Origin of the sequence: Micromonospora trifolii (assembly GCF_022229005.1) — a bacterium.
Taxonomy (GTDB): Bacteria; Actinomycetota; Actinomycetes; order Mycobacteriales; family Micromonosporaceae; genus Micromonospora; species Micromonospora trifolii.
Genome location: NZ_JAKKFD010000008.1, coordinates 112,327 through 132,817 on the forward strand (window position 1 = coordinate 112,327; position 20,491 = coordinate 132,817).

18 protein-coding genes are annotated in these 20,491 nt (G+C 72.2%); 8 read left to right on the top strand and 10 right to left on the bottom strand.

What is annotated here, in order from left to right; translation table 11 throughout:
- Positions 1–16 precede the first annotated feature (16 nt).
- Together NIE79_RS05905 and NIE79_RS05910 are read right to left on the bottom strand one after the other, a co-directional pair.
- Entirely contained in the window at positions 17–1,063 is a 1,047-nt protein-coding gene (locus NIE79_RS05905) for a questin oxidase family protein (protein WP_238677573.1), read from the bottom strand.
- 33 nt (positions 1,064–1,096) lie between these two features.
- On the bottom strand, positions 1,097–1,648 hold the full coding sequence (locus NIE79_RS05910; RefSeq protein ID WP_238677574.1) for a phosphoribosyltransferase family protein: 552 nt from the start codon (positions 1,646–1,648) through the stop codon (positions 1,097–1,099).
- A 187-nt stretch (positions 1,649–1,835) separates the two neighbouring features.
- Between NIE79_RS05910 and NIE79_RS33960 the strand changes: the two genes are divergently transcribed.
- The 4 genes from NIE79_RS33960 to NIE79_RS05930 all read left to right on the top strand — a co-directional run bounded on the left by NIE79_RS33960 (position 1,836) and on the right by NIE79_RS05930 (position 6,148).
- A complete protein-coding gene (locus NIE79_RS33960; protein WP_238677575.1) occupies positions 1,836–2,468 on the top strand; it encodes a septal ring lytic transglycosylase RlpA family protein in 633 nt (210 codons plus the stop codon).
- Between the two features lie 104 nt (positions 2,469–2,572).
- Positions 2,573–3,697 carry a PP2C family protein-serine/threonine phosphatase gene (locus NIE79_RS05920; protein WP_238677628.1) on the top strand — a complete coding sequence of 375 codons (1,125 nt, stop codon included), beginning with the start codon at positions 2,573–2,575 and terminating at the stop codon, positions 3,695–3,697.
- 129 nt (positions 3,698–3,826) lie between these two features.
- On the top strand, positions 3,827–5,683 hold the full coding sequence (locus tag NIE79_RS05925; protein ID WP_238677576.1) for an acyl-CoA dehydrogenase: 1,857 nt from the start codon (positions 3,827–3,829) through the stop codon (positions 5,681–5,683).
- Between the two features lie 195 nt (positions 5,684–5,878).
- On the top strand, positions 5,879–6,148 hold the full coding sequence (locus NIE79_RS05930) for a DUF6458 family protein (RefSeq protein WP_030487564.1): 270 nt from the start codon (positions 5,879–5,881) through the stop codon (positions 6,146–6,148).
- Between the two features lie 49 nt (positions 6,149–6,197).
- On the opposite strand, the gene NIE79_RS05935 is transcribed toward NIE79_RS05930, so the two are convergent.
- Entirely contained in the window at positions 6,198–6,737 is a 540-nt protein-coding gene (locus tag NIE79_RS05935; RefSeq protein WP_238677577.1) for a SixA phosphatase family protein, read from the bottom strand.
- A gap of 112 nt (positions 6,738–6,849) precedes the next feature.
- On the opposite strand from NIE79_RS05935, the gene NIE79_RS05940 reads away from it, so the two are divergent.
- Positions 6,850–7,137 carry a DUF6458 family protein gene (locus NIE79_RS05940; RefSeq protein WP_238677578.1) on the top strand — a complete coding sequence of 96 codons (288 nt, stop codon included), beginning with the start codon at positions 6,850–6,852 and terminating at the stop codon, positions 7,135–7,137.
- Positions 7,138–7,568: 431 nt separating this feature from the next.
- Here NIE79_RS05940 and trhA read toward each other — a convergent pair whose 3' ends face one another.
- The gene (trhA, locus tag NIE79_RS05945) at positions 7,569–8,246 is read right to left on the bottom strand and encodes a PAQR family membrane homeostasis protein TrhA (protein WP_238677579.1); all 678 of its coding nucleotides are present in this window, start codon (positions 8,244–8,246) and stop codon (positions 7,569–7,571) included.
- Between the two features lie 107 nt (positions 8,247–8,353).
- On the opposite strand from trhA, the gene NIE79_RS05950 reads away from it, so the two are divergent.
- From NIE79_RS05950 to NIE79_RS05960, 3 genes are read left to right on the top strand one after another with little or no spacing between them, the layout of a single operon-like run.
- Complete coding sequence (locus tag NIE79_RS05950) at positions 8,354–9,049, top strand: 5-oxoprolinase subunit B family protein (RefSeq protein ID WP_238677580.1); 696 nt, start codon at positions 8,354–8,356, stop codon at positions 9,047–9,049.
- Entirely contained in the window at positions 8,947–9,909 is a 963-nt protein-coding gene (locus NIE79_RS05955; protein WP_372471416.1) for a 5-oxoprolinase subunit C family protein, read from the top strand. Before NIE79_RS05950 ends, NIE79_RS05955 begins: the two co-directional genes overlap by 103 nt.
- A complete protein-coding gene (locus tag NIE79_RS05960; RefSeq protein WP_238677582.1) occupies positions 9,893–10,642 on the top strand; it encodes a LamB/YcsF family protein in 750 nt (249 codons plus the stop codon). Before NIE79_RS05955 ends, NIE79_RS05960 begins: the two co-directional genes overlap by 17 nt.
- Positions 10,643–10,674: 32 nt before the next feature.
- Here NIE79_RS05960 and NIE79_RS05965 read toward each other — a convergent pair whose 3' ends face one another.
- The 6 genes from NIE79_RS05965 to pdhA all read right to left on the bottom strand — a co-directional run bounded on the left by NIE79_RS05965 (position 10,675) and on the right by pdhA (position 20,230).
- Positions 10,675–12,513, bottom strand: a complete 1,839-nt coding sequence (locus NIE79_RS05965; protein ID WP_238677583.1) for an NHL domain-containing thioredoxin family protein — start codon at positions 12,511–12,513, stop codon at positions 10,675–10,677.
- Positions 12,514–13,128: 615 nt separating this feature from the next.
- A complete protein-coding gene (locus NIE79_RS05970; RefSeq protein WP_238677584.1) occupies positions 13,129–15,864 on the bottom strand; it encodes an LppU/SCO3897 family protein in 2,736 nt (911 codons plus the stop codon).
- Positions 15,865–16,206: 342 nt separating this feature from the next.
- Entirely contained in the window at positions 16,207–16,344 is a 138-nt protein-coding gene (locus NIE79_RS05975) for a hypothetical protein (protein WP_165435866.1), read from the bottom strand.
- Between the two features lie 219 nt (positions 16,345–16,563).
- A complete protein-coding gene (locus tag NIE79_RS05980; RefSeq protein ID WP_238677585.1) occupies positions 16,564–18,069 on the bottom strand; it encodes a dihydrolipoamide acetyltransferase family protein in 1,506 nt (501 codons plus the stop codon).
- Positions 18,066–19,055, bottom strand: a complete 990-nt coding sequence (locus NIE79_RS05985; RefSeq protein WP_238677586.1) for an alpha-ketoacid dehydrogenase subunit beta — start codon at positions 19,053–19,055, stop codon at positions 18,066–18,068. Before NIE79_RS05985 ends, NIE79_RS05980 begins: the two co-directional genes overlap by 4 nt.
- Positions 19,055–20,230 carry a pyruvate dehydrogenase (acetyl-transferring) E1 component subunit alpha gene (pdhA, locus tag NIE79_RS05990; RefSeq protein ID WP_238677587.1) on the bottom strand — a complete coding sequence of 392 codons (1,176 nt, stop codon included), beginning with the start codon at positions 20,228–20,230 and terminating at the stop codon, positions 19,055–19,057. Before pdhA ends, NIE79_RS05985 begins: the two co-directional genes overlap by 1 nt.
- Positions 20,231–20,491: the final 261 nt, after the last annotated feature.

Sequence of the window (20,491 nt, forward strand, 5' to 3'; positions counted from 1 at the left end):
ATACCCGTTGCCGCGCTCAGATCAGCTGGCCGGCATAGCCGGGTGCGGTGAGGAGCCGCTCGTCGGCACTTGTCGCGTACGCGTCGAGGATCGCGTCGGCGAGCTTGACCACGTGCTCGTCGCCGTGCCGGGCCGCGCGGGCGAAGACCTCTGCCGGCGTCGCGGGGGTCACTGTCGGTGGCGCGATGCCGTCGGCTGGGGCGTACACGGAGGTCATGGCCGCCGTCGCGGCCCAGGCCGCGGCGAAGCTCGGCGCCCACAGACCCCGGTCCAGTGCCGGCAGGGTACGCAGCACGGCGGTCGGCGCGGTGACCGCGTGCACCAGCATGACCGGCGCGGCGTGCCCGAAGCGCAGGTAGTCCAGGCCGGCCCGGTGCACCAGCGTGGTGAGCCCGCGCTCCGCCCCGGCCGGGGTCCGCACGGGGCGCAGCGTCGCGAGTGCCGGCTCCCATCGGGGTACGCCCGGCAACTGGTCCAGCCGATCCCGGACCCCGCCGGTCTGGTCGTCGATCCGGGGCAGCCCGTCCAGCGCGGCCGCCACGTCGCTGTCGTCGCTGCCCGGCCCCTCCGTCTCGGCGGTGAGCAGTCGGTCGGTGCCGGGGATCGGCTGCCAGCGGGCCGCCCAGTAGCCGAGGGCCTGGCCCAACTCGGCGAGGCGCTGCCGGTTCTCGTCGTCCGGGTCGAGCGCGCGGACGGCGTGCCCGACCCGGATCACACCGTGTGTGGCGCCGGCGGCGATGCCCGGCAGCAGCCGGGGCCACCAGGTGCCGAGCACCGCGCGCCACGGGTGTTCGCGCAGTTGCCGGTCGAAGTAGGCCAGCCAGTCGCCGGCGCGCTTCGGATCGCCCAGCGCCGACCGCCAGTCGTCGATCGGGTGCAGCCCTCGGGGCAACTCGTCGAGGCGGCCGAGGTAGTCGTCGAGCCAGCGGTGCACCCGGTGGGGGTGCCCGTGACGGACCAACGCCTCGACGGCCATCGGCCCGTGGTTGGACAGCCATCCCTGATATTCGGGGCCGGTGCGGTGCAGCCGCTGGTACGCCTCGTCGAGAACTCCGTCACTCATCCGCCGATCGTCGGTGCTAAACCTCGCTTCAGGTCAAGCGGGGAGATCCGCGGCGTCGATCAGGCCGGTGATCCGGAGGTCGGCCGCGACGTCGGGCGGGCAGTCCACGGCCACCACGGAGGTGCCCAGCACCTCGGCACCCCGTGCGGCGCAGATGTCGTAGAGGGCGCGTAGCTGCGCGCCGGTGCGCACCCAGTCGTCCACCACCAGCACCCTGTCGTTGGGGCCGAGGTGTCGGTCCCGTACGGCGAGGTCGACCTGTCGCCCCCGGTAGTCCGGCGGGCTCTGCGCCCAGGTGAGCGGCCCGGCCGGCAGTCGCCCGTCACCGGGCTTGTGGGCGGCCACGAAGCCGACGCCGAGGGCGGTGGCGGCCAGCGGCCCGAGCAGCAGCCCGGTGACGGCCGGCGCGAGCACCACTGTGGGCCGGGCGGCCCGGTACGGCGCCACCAGGGCCGGCCCCAGCTCGGCCAGCACCGCCGGGTCCCGCCACCAACCGGAGATGTCGCTGACCAGGTGACTGGTGTCCGGGCCGGGGTCGATCCACTGGAACAGGGCGGCCAGGCGTTCGGTCAGATCGGCGGGCATCCGCTCATCCTGCGGCACTGGCGGTGGGCGTGGCGGCACCCGGGCCACCCGGCCCACCCCGGGTCGGATGATCGGCTACACGTACCTGTGCAAATGCGATCATACCACCATGATCACGTTGACTTCGGAAGTGCTTCTCTCGTTACGGTCCGACCCGGTTTGTTCAGACGACGAAAGGACCGGGCCGGTGGCAGGCAAGCACTCCCGTACCCGCATCTTCTCCTCCCCGGCGGGCATCGTCGCCACCGCGGCGGTCGGCGTCGCCCTCGCCGTCGGCGGCACCGTCGGTGCCGTGCAACTGGTCTCCGGCTCCGACCAGTCCGGGCAGGTGGCTCTCGACCTCACCCCGACCACCGCCGCGAGCAGCCTCACCCCCAGCTCCCCGGCCGTCACTCCGAGCGCCAGCGCCTCGCCCAGCGTGGCCCCCAGCCCGTCGGCGACCCGGTCGCAGCAGGCCGCCTCCCGGGGCAAGGAGCGCACCGCGTCGCCGAAGCCGAAGCCGACCGCCAAGAAGACCACTGCCGCGGCGAAGGTGCTGGAGAGCGGTTCGTGCGGCGCCTCGTTCTACTCCGACGGGCAGCTCACCGCCAACGGCGAGTCGTTCAACCCCGACGCGCTGACCGCCGCGCACAAGACACTGCCGTTCAACACCAAGGTCCGGGTGACCAACCCGGCCAACGGCAAGTCGGTGACGGTACGGATCAACGACCGTGGCCCGTTCATCGACGGCCGCTGCCTGGACCTCTCCCGGGCCGCCTTCGCCAGCATCGCCTCGGTCGACGTGGGCGCGCTCACCGTCCGCTACGAGGTCCTCGGCTGAGCGGGGCCGGCGCCGCCGATTCGGCCGGCGGAGTGGGCCGGCCGGACAGAACCTCCTCGGACGACGGGTCAGGTTCATTCACCGGTTCACGTGGATCAGGCAAACTGTCCCTCGTACCCACGCGACTCCTCCAGTCGGGCCGTCGCCCGCTGAGCCCCGGATCCCGCGCCGGCCTCGGCGCGGCCCTCGTTCTGCTCGCGATCGTGTCGGCGGTGGAGGCGGCGGACGGCCGTAAGGTGCACTACGTCGCGCTCCTGGCGGCCGCGCCGATTCTCGCCGCCGCCCTGGCGTCCTGGCTGGTGGTCCTGGGTGTGGGCGTCGCGGCGACGGTGATCGGCGCCGGCTTCGCGCTGGCCGCGCCGAAGGTCTCGTTGGTCACCTCGGTCGACGTTGTCGCGGTCGCGCTCGTCACCGGGATGGCCGTGGCGGTGGCCTGGGTTCGCCAGCGGCAGGCCGAGCGGATCGTGGAGCTGACCAAGCTCGCCTCAGTGGCCCAGCAGGCGGTGTTGCGCCCGCTCGGGCCGCAGGTCGGCACGCTTTCGGTAGCCGGACGCTACATCTCCTCCACAGCGACGGCCGAGATCGGCGGCGACCTGTACGAGGCGATCGACACGCCCTACGGCGTCCGCATGATCATCGGTGATGTGCGGGGCAAGGGCCTGGACGCGGTCCGGCTGGCCAGCATCGTCCTCGGCTCCTATCGGCACGTGGCGTACGAGCGGTCCGACCTGCGAGCCGTCGTGGCCGACCTGGACCGCGCGGTGGCCCGCAACGTCGGCGACGAGGACTTCGTCACTGCGGCACTGGTCGAGGAGCGTGGCGGCACGCTCACGATCGTCAACTGTGGGCATCCGCCACCGCTGCTGCTCCGCCGGGGTGCGGTGATCCCGCTGGAACCGCCGGCCCCGGCGCCTCCGCTCGGGTTCATGCCGGTGGTCCGCCCCCGGGTCGAACGTCTGGAGCCCGGGGACCGGCTGCTGCTGTTCACCGACGGCCTCGGCGAGGCGCGGCGGGACGGCGAGTTCTTCCCCACCGCCGACCGGGCCTGGCGACTGCTTGGCCATGGCACTGTCGCCGACGGGCTGGCGTCGCTGGAGACCGCCCTGGTCGAGTGGGTGCACGGTCGGCTCGACGACGACATCGCGCTGGTCCTGATGGAGTACGTCGGTGCCCGTACCGGCGCGGCCGTGGCCGTCCCGAGCTGGGAGGTCGGCGCCGCCGAGAGCTGAGCCGGCAGACAGCGCCCGTAGGTGTGTAATCGCCGTCACTTGGGTGATCCGCTTGTCGCTGCCTACCCGCGAGTAATACAGTCGGGGTTACTGATCGGTAACACCTGTCCGGAAGCGGGGCCAGCGAGCATGACCCACTACAAGAGCAACCTCCGGGATCTCGAGTTCAACCTGTTCGAGGTCTTCGGGGCGGACCGGGCGTTCGGCCAGGAGCCGTACTCGGATCTCGACACCGACACCGCCCGCAGCTTCCTCGCTGAGGTCGACCGCCTCGCCCGCGAGGACCTGGCCGCCAGCTACACGGACAGTGACCGCAATCCGCCGGTCTTCGACCCGGCGACGCACACCGCGCCGCTTCCGGAGTCGTTCAAGAAGTCCTACCAGGCATTCATGGACTCCGAGTTCTGGCGCCTGGACCTGCCGCCGGCGCTGGGCGGCACCAACGCGCCGCGCGCCCTCTGGTGGGCGCTCGCCGAGCTGGTGCTCGGCTCGAACGCGCCGGTCTGGATGTACGCCTCCGGCCCGTCCTTCGCGCACGTGCTGCACGTCGAGGGCAACGAGCGGCAGCAGAAGTGGGCCAAGCTCTTCATCGACAAGCAGTGGGGCTCCACCATGGTGCTCACCGAGCCGGATGCCGGCTCGGACGTGGGCGCGGGGCGCACCCGGGCGGTCCAGCAGCCCGACGGCACCTGGCACATCGAGGGCGTCAAGCGCTTCATCACCTCGGGCGAGCACGACCTGAGCGACAACATCGTGCACTACGTGCTGGCCCGTCCGGTCGGCGTGGAGGGTGTCGGTGGCCCCGGCACCAAGGGCCTGTCCCTCTTCGTGGTGCCGAAGTTCCACTTCGACGAGACCACCGGCGAGCTGGGCGAGCGCAACGGCGTCTACGCCACCAACGTCGAGCACAAGATGGGCCTGAAGGTCTCCAACACCTGTGAGGTGACCTTCGGCGAGCACGGCGTACCCGCCAAGGGTTGGCTGCTGGGCGACAAGCACGACGGCATCCGACAGATGTTCATGATCATCGAGTACGCCCGGATGATGGTGGGCACCAAGGCGATCGCCACCCTCTCCACCGGCTACCTCAACGCCCTCGAGTACGCGAAGAACCGGGTGCAGGGCGCCGACCTGATCCAGCAGGCGGACAAGACCGCCCCCCGGGTCACCATCACCCACCACCCGGACGTGCGCCGCTCGCTGCTGCTGCAGAAGTCGTACGCCGAGGGTCTTCGCGCTCTGGTTCTCTACACCGCCACCTGGCAGGACAAGGTCGCGCTGGCCGAGGCTGCCGGCGACGAGAAGGCCACCAAGCTGGCGAAGCGGGTCAACGACCTGCTGCTGCCGCTGGTGAAGGGCGTCGGTTCGGAGCGGGCGTACGAGATGCTCGGGCACGAGGCCCTGCAGACCTTCGGCGGCTCCGGGTTCCTCCAGGACTACCCGCTGGAGCAGTACGTCCGCGACGCCAAGATCGACACCCTGTACGAGGGCACGACAGCCATCCAGAGCCTCGACCTGATCTTCCGCAAGATCGTCCGGGACAACGGCAAGGCGCTGCTCGCGGTCTCCGGCGAGATCCAGGAGTTCATCTCCTCCGAGGCGGGCAACGGCCAGCTCAAGGAGGAGCGGCAGGCGCTCGGCAAGGCGCTGGCCGAGATCCAGAACATCCTCGGTGTGCTGACCGGTTGGCTGGGCGAGGCGCAGGGCGGCGACACCCGCGCGCTCTACAAGGTCGGGCTGAGCAGCCGGCGGTTCCTGCTGGCGATCGGCGACCTGGTGGTGGGCTGGCTGCTCCAGCGGCAGGCCGACGTGGCGCTGAAGGCCCTCGCCGGCGAGGTCTCCGCCAGCGACAAGGCGTTCTACACCGGCAAGGTGGCCGCCGCCCGCTTCTTCGCCCGCGAGGTGCTGCCCCGCATCGGCGCCGACCGGCGGATCATCGAGGGTGCCGACCTCGACATCATGGATCTCCCGGAGGATGCCTTCTAGGTCCTGTGCTGGGTCGCACCACCCGGCACTTGCCACGGCCGGTGGGGCTTCTGCCCCGCCGGCCGTCGCCGTCTCCACCCGGCTGCGGCACGTATTGGCCGAGCCCTGTCGGGTATGCCGCAGGCGTGGCGGGTAACCGTCGCGTGACCTCGAAAGGGAACGCCCAGAGCCACCGCACGGGGGAGTGCAGCGCACATGGGTGTAGGAAGCGGCATTTTTCTCATCGCGATCGGCGCGATTCTGACCTTCGCGCTGAGAGCCAACGTCTGGTGGATCGACGTACGCGCGGTCGGCTGGGTGTTCATCCTGGCCGGGCTGGCCGTACTGCTGACCACTGTCTGGTTCTGGCAGGACCGGCGCAAGCGGGCTCGAACCCTCATCGTGGAGGAGAACCGGCTGTCTCATCCGACGGCGATGATGCCGCCACCGCCGGACCCGCCGCCACCAACCGCGCCGCCGTCCTGATCCCTGCACAACGCGTACCCCTGAGCCACCCGTCGGACCGGCGGGTGGCTCAGTCGCGTGCTGTGTGCCGAGCCGTGAGCGGCGCTCCCGCCCTGCTCAACTCCGCCCAACCGGACGGGAAGCGGTGCACCGCCAGTTCGGCGGTGCGCAAACCCTCATCGTCCACTCCCTCGGGATCGAGGAGCGCTGAGAGCAGCGAGATGCCCGGATTGTGGGCAATGAGCAATGCTGTGCGGGCCGCCGGGTCCACCGTGCGGACCAGCGACAACAACTCCTCTGGGTGCGCGTCGTACGCACCCGGCTCGTAACGGACCGTCGGGCGAGGACCGGTCGGACCACCCTCCGGCGGCGAACCGGTCATTCCCATCGCCACCCCGTGCCAGGTCTGCCGTGTGCGTCGGGCCGTCGAGCAGATCACCACGTCGGGCAGCAGCCCATGGTGCGCCAACCAGGCCCCAGCCGCAGCCGCGTCGGCGTTTCCGCGTGCGCTCAACGGCCGCTCGGCGTCGTCCGCCGCGTCGCTGCCCTGCTCGGCCTTCGCGTGCCGCAGCAACACCAGTGTCAGTGTGTCGGGGTCGGCGTCCGTCATGCCCCCAGCTTGCCCGATTGGCGATCTCCGTGCCTGGGTAAGTCGATGGATGCCGCACCCCTACCGACGGCCGCGGCGCGACGTACGCCAGGTTAGAGCCGAGGAGCGAGACATGGGCATTGGTGGCAGCATCTTCTTGATCGCATTAGGTGCGATCTTCGCGTTCGCAGTGGAGGCCGACCTGGGTTGGCTGGACCTGGCCGTGGTCGGCTGGGTGCTGATGCTCGCCGGCGTCGCCGGCCTGCTCACCACCCTCTACTTCTGGAACAGCCGCCGCCGCCCGGTGGTCGCCGCGCCGGTTCGCGAGGAGCGCGTGGTGGCCGACCGGGTCGTGCCGGTCCAGGACAACCAGGTCATGCAGGAGTACCGCGAGATGCGTCGGCCGGGCCGCCCGGTCTGATCCTCGCCCACACACTCCGGGGTCCCGCAGCGTCGCGGGGCCCCGGCTCGCGTCCCGGCCCACCTCACGCGTACCCGGCCCGCTGTTTCCGGCCCGCTGTTTCCGGCTCGTGCGTGGACCCGGCTCGTGCGTGCGCGGGAGAAACGCCACACCCCGCCAAGATCCGCGCACTTTCGGGGAAACTGCTGCCTGAGGGCCCGTCGAGGCGGCAGTTTCCCCGAAGTTGCGCCGATCTTGAGGTGTGGGCCCGGTCTCGGGCGGCGGGGGTCGGCCCAAGATCGTGCTCGATCCAGGAAATAGGGCTTTCGGGTGCGTGCGAGGCCACTACATCCTTGATCGAGCACGATCATGGCGGCTGCCACCGTGGCGTTTCTCGCCGAGCGGCCTGAGCCTTGGCCGTTCGGGCCGCGCCTGCGCCTTGGCCGTCTGGGTCAGGCGAACAGCGCGAAGTAGATCGCGATGTGGTGACAGAGCGCCGCCAGCAGCGTGCAGGCGTGGAAGAACTCGTGGTGGCCGAAGACGGTCGGCCACGGATTGGGCCGGCGCAACGCGTAGAAGACCGCGCCGATGCTGTAGATCGCACCGCCGACGATGAGCAGCACCAGCGCCGCGACGCCGCCCCCGTGCAGGATCTCCGGCAGCATGGCCACCGCCACCCAGCCCAGCGCCAGGTAGAGCGGCGCGGACACCCAGCGCGGCGCGTGCGGCCAGACCACCTTGACGGCCACGCCGGCCAGTGCGCCACCCCAGACCAGGGCCAGCATCACGGTGGCCGGCCGGGGCGCGAGCAGCATCGCGCAGAGCGGTGTGTACGTGCCGGCGATGAACACGAAGATCATCGAGTGGTCCATCCGGCGCATCACCTGGTAGCCGCGCTCCGACCACACACGACGGTGGTACAGCGCGCTCGTGCCGAAGAGGCCGCACACCGTCAGGCTGTAGATGAGGCAGCTCACCAGGGGCGTCCACCCCGGCCGGGTGGCGGCGATCGAGCAGAGCACGATGCCGCAGACCAGGGCGACGAAGAAGGCGTACGTGTGTAGCCAGCCGCGCATCCGGGGCTTACCGATGTCGACCGGCTTCAGGCGAAGCGGGGCGGAGGTGGTCACCCAATCAGGTTACGGCACCGTAGGTTACTTGTAAGTAGTGGCGTTGGTGACACCCGGCACCGTCCACGTGAACACCGCGGCGGCACGACATCGGCGAGGATGAGCGGATGCGGATCCGACAGGTCGGGGCGCACGCCCTGCTACTCGACTGCACCGCCCCCGCCGACACCCCCGAAGCCGTGGCCGACACCCGGGAGGCCGCGTTCGTCGAAGCATGGCGGGCCGAGCTGTGGCGGCGTCGGGAGCGGGGCGACCTGATAGCCGTGGAGATCGTGCCGGCGGCCCGGACCGTGCTGCTCGACGGCCTGCCCGACCCGACCACCACGGCCGGGCAGCTGACCCGATGGGCGTCCGCCGTCACCGCCGCGACCACCAGCCCCGATCAGGCCGACCCCCAAGCCACAGCAAGAGGCCGAGCCGACGCGGCGGACGTGGTCGTACCGGTCACCTTCGACGGGCCGGACCTGCCGGCGGTGGCGGAGCACTGGGGCGTGGACGTGCCGGCAGTGCGGCACCGGTTGACCAGCACCCGGTTCCGGGTCGCCTTCTGCGGCTTTGCCCCCGGCTTCCCCTACCTGACCGGGTTGCCCGCCGAGTTGGCGCTGCCCCGGCTGGCCACGCCCCGTCCCCGGGTGCCGGCCGGCTCGGTCGCGCTGGCCGGCCCGTACGCCGGCATCTATCCGGGCGCCTCCCCGGGCGGCTGGCAGTTGGTCGGTCGGACCGACCTGGTGCTGTTCGACGTGGCCGCCGACCCGCCGGCCCGACTCGGTCCGGGCACCACGGTCCGGATGGCGGCGGCGTGACCCACCCGGCCACCATCGAGGTGCTCAGCGCCGGTGCGCTCACCACAGTGCAGGACCTGGGTCGGCCCGGCTGGGCGCACCTGGGCGTACCCCGGTCCGGCGCCCTCGACCCGGGTGCCCTGCGGTTGGCCAACCGACTGGTCGGCAATCCGGAGCACGCGGCCGGCCTGGAGATCACCCTGACCGGCTGCACAGTGCGGCTGACCCGGGCCGCCACGGTGGCGGTCACCGGCGCCGAGGTCCCCGTCCAGGCGGGTGCCCGGCCCGGTGACACCGGACGTCCGCTCAGCGTGCCGGCCGGGACGGTGCTGCGGATCGGTCCCGCCCGGCGGGGCGTACGGAGTTGGCTGGCGGTGTCGGGCGGCATCGACGTGTCACCGGTGCTCGGTAGCCGGGCCAGCGACACCCTCTCCGGGCTCGGCCCTCCTCCGCTGCGGGACGGCGACCGACTGCCGCTCGGCGAGCCGGTCGGCGCCCCCGCACCGGTGGACCTGACCGTGTGCCCCACGCTGCCTGAAGAGCTGCACCTGACGCTGGGCCCCGGCCCTCGCGAGGACTGGTTCACGCCGACCGCGTTCGACCGGCTCTTCGGCAGCGCGTACACCATCAGCCCGGTGAGCAACCGGGTCGGCGCGCGGCTCGCCGGCGCGACGCTGCCCCGCGCGGTGGCCGGCGAACTCCCCAGCGAGGGCATCGTGCTCGGCGCGGTGCAGGTGCCGGCGGACGGCCAACCCCTGATCTTCCTCGCGGACCATCCGACCACAGGTGGATACCCCGTCATCGGGGTGGTCACCGACGTGACCCCGCTCGCGCAGGCCCGGCCAGGTACTACCGTCAGATTCCATGGACCTCAACGCTGACCTGGGCGAGGGATTCGGCATCTGGCGACTCGGCGACGACGAGGCGCTGCTGAGCCTCGTCACCTCCGCCAACGTCGCCTGCGGTTTCCACGGCGGCGACCCGTCCACCATGCGGCGGGTCTGCGAGGGCGCCGCGCGACGCGGGGTCGCGGTGGGCGCGCAGGTCGGTTACCGCGACCTGGCCGGCTTCGGCCGGCGGCACATCGCGTACGACTTCGCCGAGCTACGCGACGAGGTGACCTACCAGCTGGGGGCGCTGGACGCGTTCTGCCGGCTGTTCCGCACCCGGGTCCGCTACCTCAAGCCACACGGCGCGCTCTACCACGCGGCCAGCACCGACGAGTCCCAGGCAGCGGCGGTGGTGGCCGCCGTCAGCGGTTACGACGCCGAACTGCCCGTGCTCTGCCTGCCCGGCTCGACGCTCGCCCAACTCGCCGTCGGCGCGGGCCTGCCGGTGGTCGCAGAGGCGTTCGCCGACCGCGCCTACCTGCCCAACGGGGCGCTGGTGCCGCGCGGCACCCCCGGCGCGGTGATCACCGACCCCGAGCAGGTCGCCGAACGGGCGGCGCGGATGGCCACCGAACGCAGCGTGGTGGCCGTCGACGGCACCGTCATCCCGTGCTCGGTCGACTCGATCTGCGTGCACGGCGACACCCCGGGCGCGGTCTCCGCCGCCGAACTGGTCCGCGCCACCCTGATCGACGCCGACATCACACTGGCCCCCTTCGCCTGATCGGAGGGGCCCAGCGGGCCCCTCCGATCGCGTCAGGCGTCCAGGCCGCGAAGCACCAGCGGCAGCCGGGTCACGGCACCGTCGACCACCCGGACCGGTACGCCCCAGTCCTGCCGGGTCAGGTGACACGCCGCGTGCTCGACGTCCGCGTCGCAGGTCGCCGCCTGCGCGGTCACCTGGAGCACCCCAGCGGTGACCTCGCCGTTGAGCACCAGCCGACGGGACAGCTCGGTGCCCGTGCCGGCACCGTCGACCAGCAGCTCCGGCGGGGACGCGGAGACCACCAGCCGGGTCGACGGCCCGTACGTCTCGTCCAGCTTCTGCCCCGGCGCCGGGGTGAAGACGATGTCCAGGGTGACCTCGCCAGCCGCGACGTCGGTCGGCTTGCGCTCGGTACGGTGCCGGGGCCCGTCGACAGTGCTGGCACCCGCCGCCGACAGGGCACCCGGCGCGAGCCGGGTCAGCCGGTGTGCGGCGGACTCCACCACCAGCACCTCACCGGACGGGGTGAGCACCAGGTCGCTCGGCTCCGCCAACCCGTCGGCGACGGTGGAGACCTGGTTGCTGGCCGGGTCGAAGCGGCGCACCGCGCCGTTGTACGTGTCAGCGATCAGCACCGAGCCGTCCGGCAGCGCGCACACGCCCAGCGGGTGCTGGAGCAGCGCGGTCTCCGCCGGACCGTCCACGTGCCCGAAGTCGAACAGGCCCTGCCCGACGGCGGTGCCCAGCACACCGTTCTCGACGTACCGGATCGAGCTGGTCTCGCTGTCGGCCACCCAGAGCCGGGTGCCGTCGGCGGAGGTGGAGAGCCCCGACGGCTGGGCCATCCACGCCTCGGCCAGCGGGCCGTCGCGCAACGCCTCAACTGTGGTGCCGGCGTACATGCCGGCGGTCCGCTTGATCGGGTCGAACCACCAGAGCTGGTGGATCCCGGCCATCGCGATGATCAGCTTGTCGTCGTACCAGGCCAGGTCCCACGGGGAGGAGAGGTCGACGGCGAACGCGTCGTGGGCGTGGTCGTCGACCTCAGCGCGCCACTGCCGCCCACTGCCGGCCACCGTGACCACCTCGCCGGACTCCAGCCGTACGCCGCGCAGCAGGTGGTTGACAGTGTCGGCCACCACCAGGTCGTAGCCGGCCACCTCGGCGACGTGCGTGGGCAGCAGGCACACCCCCTGCGGCTCGGAGAACGTCGCCGCGGCGGCTGGCCCGTCCGCCCGGCCCCGCTCACCCGAGCCGATCCGACGCACCGGCGTCTCACCGTCCGGCTCGATCTCGACCAGTGAGTGCCGGGCCGAGTCCGAGACCAGCAGGTTGCCGTTCGGCAGCAACACCGCCTTACCCGGGAAGCGCAGCGCGGTCTCCGGCGCCGGCGGCGGGACGTACGGGCCGTTCCCCCGGTGCAGGGTGCCCTTGGCCTCATGGGCGGCGATCAACTCGTCGACCAGTCGGGCCAGCCCCTCGGCGTGCCCCTCGCCGGCCATGGTGGCCACCACGTAACCCTCGGGGTCGATCACCGACAGGGTCGGCCAGGCCCGGGCCGCGTACTGCTGCCACATGTCCAGCTCAGGGTCGTCGAGTACGGGGTGGTGCACCCCGTACCGCTCCACGGCGGCGGCGAGCGCGTCGGCGTCCTTCTCGTGCTCGAACTTCGGCGAGTGCACGCCGATCACGACGAGCACGTCGCCGTACTTCTCCTCCAGCGGGCGCAGCTCGTCGAGCACGTGCAGGCAGTTGATACAGCAGAACGTCCAAAAATCAGCGATGACGATCTTGCCGCGAAGGTCGGCGAGCTTGAGGTCGCGCCCGCCGGTGTTCAGCCAGCCCCGACCGTGCAGTTCGGGAGCCCGTACTCGCGCTGTCGTTCCCATGCCTGTCAGCCTGCCACGCCCCGTGGGCCCAGCCGCCGTGACCCGTACGACAAGCGTCCTAGCCTGCGCCGCGCTCCCGGCGCTTCGCGGCGTACTCGCGGACCTCTGCCGCGTCCCAGATCAAGCTCGACCGAGGACTCGCTAGCTACCTAACGTCCCGATCTCGCTGATCGCGGTCCCAAGAGTCGGACAGGCCCAGACCGCTCGGTCGGCGCGTACCACCGCTGTCAGGGGGTGGCTCTCGGGATGCTGGGGACAGGGCGGCCAGTTGGTGGCACGGCCCAGTGACCACAGTGCCTCCACCGCCCAGTCCTGAACCTGGTCGGCGAGTGTGACGATCTGCGTCACGGCGGGTAGTCCGAGGTCGACTGAGATCCCGTGGCCGGAACCGTCGGAAGCGTAGAGGAAGGCGCTGGCGGTCTGTGGGTCGTCTCGCCACCGTTCATCGCGGAGATCGGGCTGCACCCCGTCAGGCTTCCCAAGATCGGACAAGATCGGCTCCAGCGCCGCCGCCAACTCACGTTCCACAACCGGATTGTGCCCGAGATGCCGACAACACCTGCGGGTACGACGACGGCGGGGCCACGGTTGCCCGTGACCCCGCCGCCGGTGGAGCTACTTCGCGGCCGGCTTCAGGCAGAGCACCCGGTTGGTGCCCTCACCCGGCAGCACCACGTGGGGCTGCGTCGGGTCGGCGCACTTCTCCTTGGCGTCCACCTTCGAGACGATAGTGAACGCGCTCGCCTCGCCGCAGTCCGCCGCCGAGGCGCCGCCCTGCCCGGACTGCTTCACGCAGGTGCCGACCGCCGGGTCGAAGGCCGGCGTGTCGTTCTTGTCACCGACCTTGCCGAGCAGCAGCAGCAGGCCGAGCGGCACCGCCAGGATGAGCATCGCAGCGATCAGCACCGCGGCGAGCACCCTGCCGTTGCGTACCTTCGGCGTCGGTGGCTCGACCTTCGGCTCGTCGGCGTCCGGCTTGAACGCGTCGAACCGGCCCTGGTCCGACTGGCCGGCCTCCTGGCCCCAGGACGGCGCGGGCTGCGGCGGTGGCGGGAACGACGGCGGGAAGCCGCCGCCCGGCACCGGCTCGGTCGCCGGTCCGCCGTAGCCCGGCGTGCCGGAGCCCGGGCCGCCGAAGCTCGGCGCGCCGAAGGTCGCCGTCCCGTTCACGGTGCCGGCGGCAGGTGACCCGGGGCCGCCGAACTGGTCCGCCGGCGGCTCGGCACCCGAGTGCGGGCGGGTGCCGTTCACCGGCCTGTTGTTGCCCGGGGCGTCGACGAAGGACGGCACACCGGGCGGGAACGCCGGCGGCGCCGACGGGGCCTCGTTGAACGTGTTCGGCGCGGGCTGCCGGTCGTCGAAGCGCGGATCGGCCGGGGACTCGCCGCCCCAGCCGGGCCCAGCCTGCCGCTGCGCGTCGTTCTGCCAGTCGGGTGCGGCCTGCTGCCGCTGCGCCTCGTGCTGCCAGTCGGGAGCGATCTGCCGCTGCCCCTCCTGCTGCCAGTCGGAAGCGGCCTGCCGTGGCGCGTCGTTCTGCCACTCCGGAGCACCCTGACGGTCGTCGCCCGGGTCGCCCTGGAACGCCTCCGGCTCCGGCTCGGCCTCCGGTTCCGGTCGTGCCGGACGGCCGTACACCCGGGGTTGCGGGGTGGCCGTGCCGGTCGGTCGGATGGCCTGGTCGGTCGGGGGCATCACCCGGCTGGCCAGCGGCACCGAAGCGCTCGCCGTGGCCCGGGCCGCCGCGCTGGCTGCCGACTCGGCGTCCGACACCGGTACGACAGCGCGGCCCGCTCCGGACTCCGGAGAGGTACGCGGGGCGGGCACCACAGCGGCACTCGCCTGCACGTCCTCGGGGCGGCCACCGTACTGCGCGGCGGCGTCCGGGGTCTCCCGCTCGGGGTAGGCGGGCTGCTCGGGGATCGGAGCGAACTGGGCCTGGGGCGCGTAGTCGGCCGGCGGGGCGGCAGCCAGGCTGGCACCCGGGACGCGCTGCTCCTGCGGAGGCAGCGGCACCGCGTTCGCCGGCGAGATGCCCGGCGCGGGACCGGGCTGGTAGGCCGGTGCCTCGTCGCCCCGGTCAGCTTCCCAGCCCCCACGGGACTGGGCGGAAGCCTCGGCCTCCGCGCGACCCCACACCTCACCGGGGGCCCACGGCTCGACCTCCGGCGCGCCGCCGGAATTGCCCTGTACGGCATTGTCCGGGCCGGCGGCCCAGTTGGGCGCACCACCGCTGGTGGGCACGCTGGCGCTGGCCCGGGCGGGGAGGTTGCTCGGCTCGGCCGGGGTCCACCCTGCCTGCTCCGGCCGCTCGGTCGGCTGCTCCGGCTGGGAGAGCACCCAGTCGGGCTGCTGCGGACGGCTCTCGGCGCCGCCCCAGGCGGTCGGCTGCGCGGGCTGGTCCTGCCGCGCGTCGCTGCCGTCGTTCCACACTGCGGGCTGCGCCTGCTGCTGCTGCGCGGCCCACCCGCCGGAGTTGGCCGGGTCGTCCTGCGCGGGCCAGGTCGTCGTCGGGGCCGGGACCTGGGCAGCGCCACGGGCCGGGTTCGGCTGGGCGGCCTGACCCCAGGCTTGGGCGGGCTGCTCGGTCGCTTCGGCGGGTTGGCCCCAGGCCGGTGGCGACTGCTCCGCCGGCGTCCACACCGGCTGGTCGTCGCGGGCGGCGCCGCCAGCGGGCCAGCCGCCGTTGCCAGTGGCCTGGTCCTGCTGAGCGCCGCCGGACCAGCCGGCGGCCTGCCCTGCGTCGGGTTGCGGCGATTCGGCTCCGCGCCAGTCGGCGGCGGGCGGGTTGGCCTGCGGCGCGTCGCCCCAGCCGCCGGCGCTGGCCGGGTCTTCCTGGGCGGGCCAGGCGGCGGTGGCCGGGGGAACCTGCGCGGCCCCCCGCGCGGCCGGCTGGACCTGCACCCAGTCCGGCTGCTCAGCGGGGGCGTTCGGGGCCCAGGTCGGCGAGGGTGCGCTCTGCTCGGCGGGCGTCCAGCCCTGCTGCTGCGCGGCCCAGGGGTCGGGCTGTGCCGGAGCCTGCGCGCCGTCGTTGCCGGGCCACGCGCCGGCCTGCTGCTGCGGCGGTTCGCTCGCGCCGCCAGCGGCCCAGGCGGGCTGCGCCGGGTCGTCGGGCTGCGGAGCGGCGGCGGCACCCCAGGCGGGGGCCGGCGGCTGCTCGGGCTGGGTCGCCCATGCCGGTGCCGACGGGTTGGACCGCGTCGGGGGCGGGGGTGCCCAGCCCAGGTCGGGGCCGCCGGCGTTCTGGCCGTTGTCCGGCTGCGCCGGGCGGTCGCCGTACGGCGCCGGTCCGCCGGCGCCCGGTGACACCTCGTCCGGCTCCTGGCCGGGTCGGTGCGGGCCCTCGGACGTCATGGGTGCGCCTCCTCCATCACATGTCGGCTCGCCGGTGCCGATCGGTCTCCTCGGCGTGGCTGCCGGCGTCACCGGCGTACCGCTGTGCCGGCTCCCCGCACGGTATCGGGTGGTCGCACGACACGTCCAAGGAGCACTGGCCGTCACTCACCGTGGCCGGTTGACGTCGAGCAGTTTTGTCGGCTCGGCCTCTGCCGGGTCGGCGGGCGGCGACCGAAGCCCACCGTACCGGGCGCTGCGGCAGGGCGGAATCCCGGTGGTGGTGGTTGGGAAACGCCGATGGCCCACCCGGTGGGCCGGGTGGGCCATCGATCTGGAGGAGGTGCGAAATGTCGTGGAGCGTCAGCTCATGTGACGCTGGGCGATGACGAGGATTTCCTCGCGGACCGCCGGCGAGTTCGCCGAGCGCAGCGCGTGCTCGATGGCACGGGCGCGGCGGGTGGCGTCGCGGTGGTTGCGGATTCGCTCGATCATGCTCATTGGTGGGTCCCCCTAGCTATTCGGTTGTCAGCCCCTGATGCCTCTATTCAACAGCAGAAGCCGGCGAACTTCCATCGATTATTAGGTGAGCTGAGACACCTGCCTAACAATCAAAGGTCAACAGGCCATCTGGCCGAAGGTTCCGTCGTCCAACGGACACGGCCGGTGTGCCGGGCGTTAACCCGTGGCACACCGGCCGTGGCTGGCGTTTCGAACCGGTCAGGTCCAGGCGAGCAGCGCCGCCTCCGGATCCGTGAGGAAGTCGCCGACGTCCCGCAGGAACTTCGAGCCCAGCTCACCGTCGATGATCCGGTGGTCGAAGCTCAGACCCAGCGTGGTGACCTGGCGAACCTTGACCTTGCCCTTGTGCACCCAGGGCATCTCCCGCACCGCGCCGAAGGCCAGGATCGCGGACTCACCCGGCGGCAGGATCGGTGTGCCGGTGTCCACCCCGAACACGCCGACGTTGGTGATCGTCAGGGTGCCGCCGGACATGGCCGCCGGTGAGGTGCGGCCGGACTTCGCCGTCTGCACCAGGTCGGTCAGCGCGTCCGCCAACTCGCGCAGCGAGAGTCGGCCGGCGTCCTTGACGTTCGGCACGATCAGGCCACGCTCGGTGGCCGCCGCGATGCCGAGGTTGACGTACTCCTTGACCACGATCTCGTCGCCCGCCCAGGTCGAGTTGACCATCGGGTGCCGTTGCACCGCCAGCAGCACCGCCTTCGCCACCAGCAGCAGCGGCGAGACCCGTACGTCGCGCCACTCCCGTCGGCCGCGCAGCCGGTCCAGGGCCTTCATCGCCCGGGTCACGTCGACGGTCAGGAACTCCGTCACGTGCGGGGCGGTGAACGCCGAGCGGGACATGTTCTCGGCGGTCAGCTTGCGGACGCCCTTGACCGGGATGCGCTGCTCCCGGTCCGTACCGAAGCTGGGCGCGCTCGTCACCGCGATCGGCTCGGCAACCACCACGCTCGCACCGCTCGCCGCCTGCTGCACGTCCTCCCGGGTGATCGAGCCGAGCGGCCCCGACCCGGTCAACGTGCCAAGGTCGACCCCGAGATCCTTGGCGAGCTTGCGCACCGGCGGCTTGGCCAGCACGCCGCCGGTCGCCCTGCCGCTTGCCTCGCCGCGTCGATCATGGACTTGTGGTGCCGGAATCGTAGAGGTCGCGGCTGGTTTGTCACCCACCACAACTCCATGATCGACCCCAGCGGGGGCGGCGGCGGGAGCCGTCGCGGCCTGCGCCGGGACCGCGCCCTTGCGGGGGCGGCGCTTAGCGGCGGTGGTACGCGGGCCGTAGCCGACCAGCACCGCCGTCCGCCCACCCGGGGCCGCGCCACCGATCAGGCCGGGCTCGACCATGCCCTCGGCCGGCGCCACCTCCACCGCCGCCAGCGAGGCCGCCGACGGGGTCGGCAGGTCACCGCTGGGCGTGGCAGTTGTCGACGGCGCGTCCAGCGGGCCGGCACCCGGGTCGGTGTCGATCGCGATGATCGGCGTACCGACCTCGACAGTGGTGCCCTCCGGGTGGTGGATGGCCTGCACCTGGCCGGCCCACTTCGCCGGGATCTCCACCGCCGCCTTGGCCGTCTCCACCTCGACGATCGGCTGGTTCAGCTCGATGATGTCGCCGACCTTGACCAGCCAGGCCAGGATCTCGCCCTCGGTCAGCCCCTCGCCCAGGTCGGGCAGGTTGAACGTCTTGATCCGGGACATGTCGCTCACCAGCCGAAGGAGCGGTCGACGGCGTCGAGCACCCGGTCGAGGTCGGGCAGGAACTCCTCCTCCACCCGGGCGGCCGGGTAGGGGATGTCGAAGCCGGTCACCCGCAGCACTGGCGACTCCAGGGAGTAGAAGCACTCCTCGGTGATCCGGGCGGCCAACTCGGCGCCGAGGCCGATGTTGGACGGCGCCTCGTGCACCACTACCGCACGGCCGGTGCGCTTCACCGACTCGTACGCCGCGGTCAGGTCCAGCGGCGAGAGCGAACGCAGGTCGATGACCTCCAACTCCCGGCCGTCCTCGGCGGCGGCGGTCGCCGCCTCCAGGCAGGTCCGCACCATCGGGCCGTAGGCCAGCACGGTGACGTCGGTGCCGGGCCGCACGACCCGGGCCGAGTGCAGGGGGTACGCGTCGGCCAGCGGCGCCTCCAGGTCGACCTGGCCCTTCTCCCAGTAGCGCCGCTTGGGCTCCAGGAACACGATCGGGTCGTCCGAGGCGATGGCCTGCTGGATCATCACGTACGCGTCCTGCGGGTTGGAGCAGGTCACCACCTTCAGGCCGGCGGTGTGCGCGAAGTACGCCTCCGGCGACTCGGAGTGGTGCTCCACAGCGCCGATGCCGCCGCCGAACGGGATCCGGATCACCATGGGGATGCTGAGCCGGCCGCCCGAGCGGTAGTGCATCTTCGCCACCTGCGACACGATCTGGTCGTACGCCGGGTAGACGAAGCCGTCGAACTGGATCTCGCAGACCGGCCGGTAGCCGCGGATGGCCAGACCGACGGCGGTGCCGATGATGCCGGACTCGGCCAACGGGGTGTCGATCACCCGCTGGTCGCCGAAGTCCTTCTGGAGACCGTCGGTGATCCGGAAGACGCCGCCGAGCTTGCCGACGTCCTCGCCCATGATGATGACCTTGGGGTCGTTCTCCAGGGCGCGGCGCAGACCTGTGTTGAGGGCCTTGCCGATGGTGAGCGTCTCCGTGGCCATCAGTGGACGCTCCCCTCGAACGACTCCATGTAGCGGCTGAACTTCGCGCGCTGCTCGTCGAGCAGCGGAGACCCGTTGGGGTAGACGTTGTCGAACATCGTCACCGGCTCCGGGTTCGGCATCTCGAGCACCCGCTCGCGCAGGTGCACCGACTCGCGGCGGGCCTGCTCGTCGACCTCGGCGAAGAAGCCCGCGTCGGCGATCTTCTGCTTCTCCAGGAAGGCCTTGACCCGGGCGATCGGGTCCTTGGCCTGCCACGCCTCGACCTCGCTGGCGATGCGGTAGCGGGTCGGGTCGTCGGAGGTGGTGTGCGCGCCCATCCGGTAGGTGTACGCCTCGATCAGGCTCGGGCCCTGCCCGAGGCGGGCGTTGTCCAGCGCGGTGCGGGTGACCGCGTACGTGGCGAGGACGTCGTTGCCGTCCACCCGTACGCCGGGGAAGCCGAAGCCGGCGGCCCGCTGGTAGAGCGGGACGCGGGTCTGCCGCTCCAGCGGCTCGGAGATCGCGTACTGGTTGTTCTGGCAGAAGAAGACCAGCGGCGCGTTGAACACGCTGGCCCAGACGAACGCCTCGTTCACGTCGCCCTGGCTGGTGGCGCCGTCGCCGAAGTAGGCGATCGCGGCCTCGCCGTCGTCGGTGCCGGTCTTGCCGTCGATGGTGATACCCATCGCGTAGCCGGTCGCGTGCAGGGTCTGCGCGCCGATGACGATCGTGTACATGTTGAACTTGAACTCGTTCGGGTCCCAGCCGCCCTGGTCGACACCGCGGAACAGGCCGAGCGGCATGATCGGGTCGATGCCCCGGCAGTAGAGGACGCCGTGCTCCCGGTAGGTCGGGAAGGCCATGTCCTGGGTACGCAGCGCCCGCCCGGAGCCGACCTGGGCGGCCTCCTGGCCGAGCAGGCTGGCCCAGAGGCCCAGCTCGCCCTGGCGCTGGAGAGCTGTCGCCTCGGCGTCCAGTTTCCGGACCAGCACCAGGTCGCGGTAGAGACCGCGGTATTCCTCGTCGGTGAAGTCGACGCGGTACTCGGTGCCGTCCGGCCCGGTGGCGCTGTCGATCCGCTCGCCTTCGGGGGTGAGTAGCTGCACCAGCGCGGGGTCGCCGGCCGCGCCCTTCCTGGAGCGGGGTGCAGCCCGCCTGCTGCGGGTGGTGCCCCCGGGGTCGCCCTTTGCCATCGGTCTCTCCCTGTCGTGTCTGCGTCGGCACCGGGGGGTCACCCGGCCGCGCAACTCGTGCGCCTGCCCGGCTGCTGCCGGACCGGTTCCTGGCGGCCGCGCCTAGCCCCGGTGGGGGTTGCCGCACGGCGTGATCCGGGTTCTGGCCGAGCCCGGATCGGGAGCGCCGGCGCTCAACCGCGCCTGCCGCGAGGGTGCGCGGAGGTCACGGCTGCGTTGCCGTCGTGCTCCATATTCGCAGAGCAGGTGAGCGCGCCCACA